Annotated in this window: 4 protein-coding genes; 2 read left to right on the top strand and 2 right to left on the bottom strand. The window is 63.3% G+C overall.

The annotated features are described in order from the left end of the window. Positions 1-230 precede the first annotated feature (230 nt). Positions 231-836, bottom strand: coding sequence for an NADPH-dependent FMN reductase (locus tag EN994_RS28450; RefSeq protein WP_013530052.1), 606 nt, complete (start codon positions 834-836; stop codon positions 231-233). Between the two features lie 89 nt (positions 837-925). Here EN994_RS28450 and EN994_RS28445 point away from each other — a divergent pair, with 89 nt between their 5' ends. Continuing rightward, positions 926-1294, top strand: a complete 369-nt coding sequence (locus EN994_RS28445) for a helix-turn-helix domain-containing protein (protein WP_024504168.1) — start codon at positions 926-928, stop codon at positions 1292-1294. Between the two features lie 149 nt (positions 1295-1443). Here EN994_RS28445 and EN994_RS28440 read toward each other — a convergent pair whose 3' ends face one another. Continuing rightward, the gene (locus EN994_RS28440) at positions 1444-1647 is read right to left on the bottom strand and encodes a hypothetical protein (RefSeq protein WP_013530050.1); all 204 of its coding nucleotides are present in this window, start codon (positions 1645-1647) and stop codon (positions 1444-1446) included. 221 nt (positions 1648-1868) lie between these two features. Here EN994_RS28440 and EN994_RS28435 point away from each other — a divergent pair. After that, positions 1869-2133: response regulator (locus EN994_RS28435; RefSeq protein ID WP_164746281.1), on the top strand; the 265-nt coding region annotated here is incomplete at its 3' end.

Genomic DNA, 2133 nt, shown 5'->3' with positions numbered 1-2133 from the left:
GAGGTGACGTGGGAATTCGATGCCGATCAGGACCAGGCGCGCGAAAGCGGGTTGCGGTTGCTGGCGCTTGCTGCCGACGATCATGTTTCGTCGCCGGCGCGCATCTGGATTCGCCCGGTATCGGCCGCGTCGTCCGATCCGGCGCCAGCTTTCGGTTTGAGCCGCTATAATTGAAAAAGGGCGGCGCAAGCGCCGCCCCGGATCCTTGGGAGGATAATTCGAACCGGCGGTCAGGCCGCCTTGACTTCCTCGGCGACGGCGTCGGCCTGACGCGCTGCCTTGAGCACCTTGGCCCACCAGGCAACGTCGTTGACCAGCGCCGTGGCGGCCTGGTTCAGATGCTCGAGGTCTTCCAGCTTCTTCTCGCCCTGGCGGACGGCGAGGAAATCGCCCCAGGCGATATGGACGGCCGACTTGACCGGCGCCATCTGCAATTCGACGGCATGAAGGCGGAGCTGTTCGACGGCGCGAGCGCCACCGACGCTGCCATAGCCGACGAAGCCGGCCGGCTTCTTGTTCCATTCGTTGGCGGCGTAGTCGATGGCATTCTTCAGCACCGCCGTCGGGCCATGATTGTATTCGGCGGCGGTGAAGATGAAGCCGTCGAATTCGGCGACCTTCTTCTGCCAGCGCTGTGCCACTTCGTTCTGCGACGGCGCCCATGCGGAGGATGCGACTTCGTCGAAGAACGGCAGCGGGAAGTCGCGAAGGTCGACGATCTCGACATCGATGTCGGCATGCGACTTGGCGATCTTGGCGATCCATTGGGTTGGCACATCGGCGAAACGAGCGGCGCGCGTCGATCCGACGACGATGGCAATTTTGGGTTTGGACATAAGGGCTCTCCTTGCACGAAGTACTGGTATCATTTGGATACCTGCGCTATATGAGATACTGCAAACGCGATGCACAAGAAGGCACTTTTTTGTTACCGAGGCACCCACACCGCTCCGAAGACTGCCGCGCCATCTCGGAAATCCTGCAGCGCGTCGGCGACAAATGGACCGTTCTGGTCGTCGGCAAGCTGGGCGACGGACCGCTGCGTTTCAACGAATTGCGCGCAGCCGTCGGCGGCATCTCGCAGAAGATGCTGACCACCACCTTGCGCGGGCTGGAGCGTGACGGCTTCGTCACCCGCACCGTGTTTCCAACCATTCCGCCGCGCGTCGATTATGAGCTGACCGAGCTCGGCCACGAGCTGCTGATCCCCGTCAGCGCACTGAGCGAATGGGCGCGCGCCAACACCATGCGCGTCAAGGCGGCGCGCGAAAAATTCGACGGCGCCCGCGTCTGAAACCCTTGCGCGGCAAGGGATTCAGCCCCGCACGCAACATCCGGCTTGTCTGATCGGAAATTCTATCTCGGCTGCGCGGATCGTGCCCGGATGCAAGCGCCGTTTTGGCTGGCGGATTGCCGCTCATGCGGTCCCCTGACGGCTGCCGCTCAGGCTCCTGATGCGCGCACATCGCATCGCGCGGCGGCACAGGTATCACACCGTGCGCCCCGCTCGCCGGGAGCCTGTCCTCCATGCGTGCAGGCGACGCGCGAGATGTCTTCCTTCACCTCCGCGTAAGCGGTCACGCCGAGCAGGCAGGTCGTCGCGACCAGGGCTGCCACGAGCCAACCGTTCAGCAGATGTTGACGCATTGTCTCTCCTCCGATTGCAGCAGGATCGGGCTTGGAGGCAACCGTTGGATGTCACGAAAAGCGCCTCCCGCACGGGCGCTGTTACAAACGGCCATACCCGGCTCGCTCTACCTGATCCCAGCTATGTCGGCGGCAACCGATCCATGGCAGACTGGGTACGATCGGTTGGGTATTTTCCGCCCGGCTGCTACAGGTGAAAGCCGCCATTCGCGTCGAGGTTCATGTCGTCCAAGGAACATCCCGCCATCGACCTGCCATCGGAAGCACTGCTGCCGAGCCCGCTGCTTGTCGTCGAGGACGAGCCGATGATGCAGGTGCGGTTGCGCTCGATCCTGAGGGGCCTTGGCTACGCTCAGGAGGAGCTGTTTTTCGCCGGGTCGATCGCGCAGGCCAAGGCCCTGCTCGTCGACCAACCCTTCGCCATGACGCTGGTCGATGTCGGCCTGCCCGATGGCAACGGCATCGACCTCATCCGCTCCCTGCACG

Origin of the sequence: Mesorhizobium sp. M7A.F.Ca.CA.002.09.1.1, assembly GCF_003998555.1 — a bacterium.
Classification (GTDB): Bacteria; Pseudomonadota; Alphaproteobacteria; order Rhizobiales; family Rhizobiaceae; genus Mesorhizobium; species Mesorhizobium ciceri.
The sequence above is the reverse complement of the archived record's forward strand: the minus strand, read 5'-3'. Positions and strand labels throughout refer to the sequence as shown.

Excerpts from the sequence above, each read along its gene's own strand:
- EN994_RS28450 (WP_013530052.1), bottom strand. The coding sequence starts at position 836 with ATGTCCAAACCCAAAATTGCCATCGTCGTCGGATCGACGCGCGCCGCT.
- EN994_RS28440 (WP_013530050.1), bottom strand. The coding sequence starts at position 1,647 with ATGCGTCAACATCTGCTGAACGGTTGGCTCGTGGCAGCCCTGGTCGCG.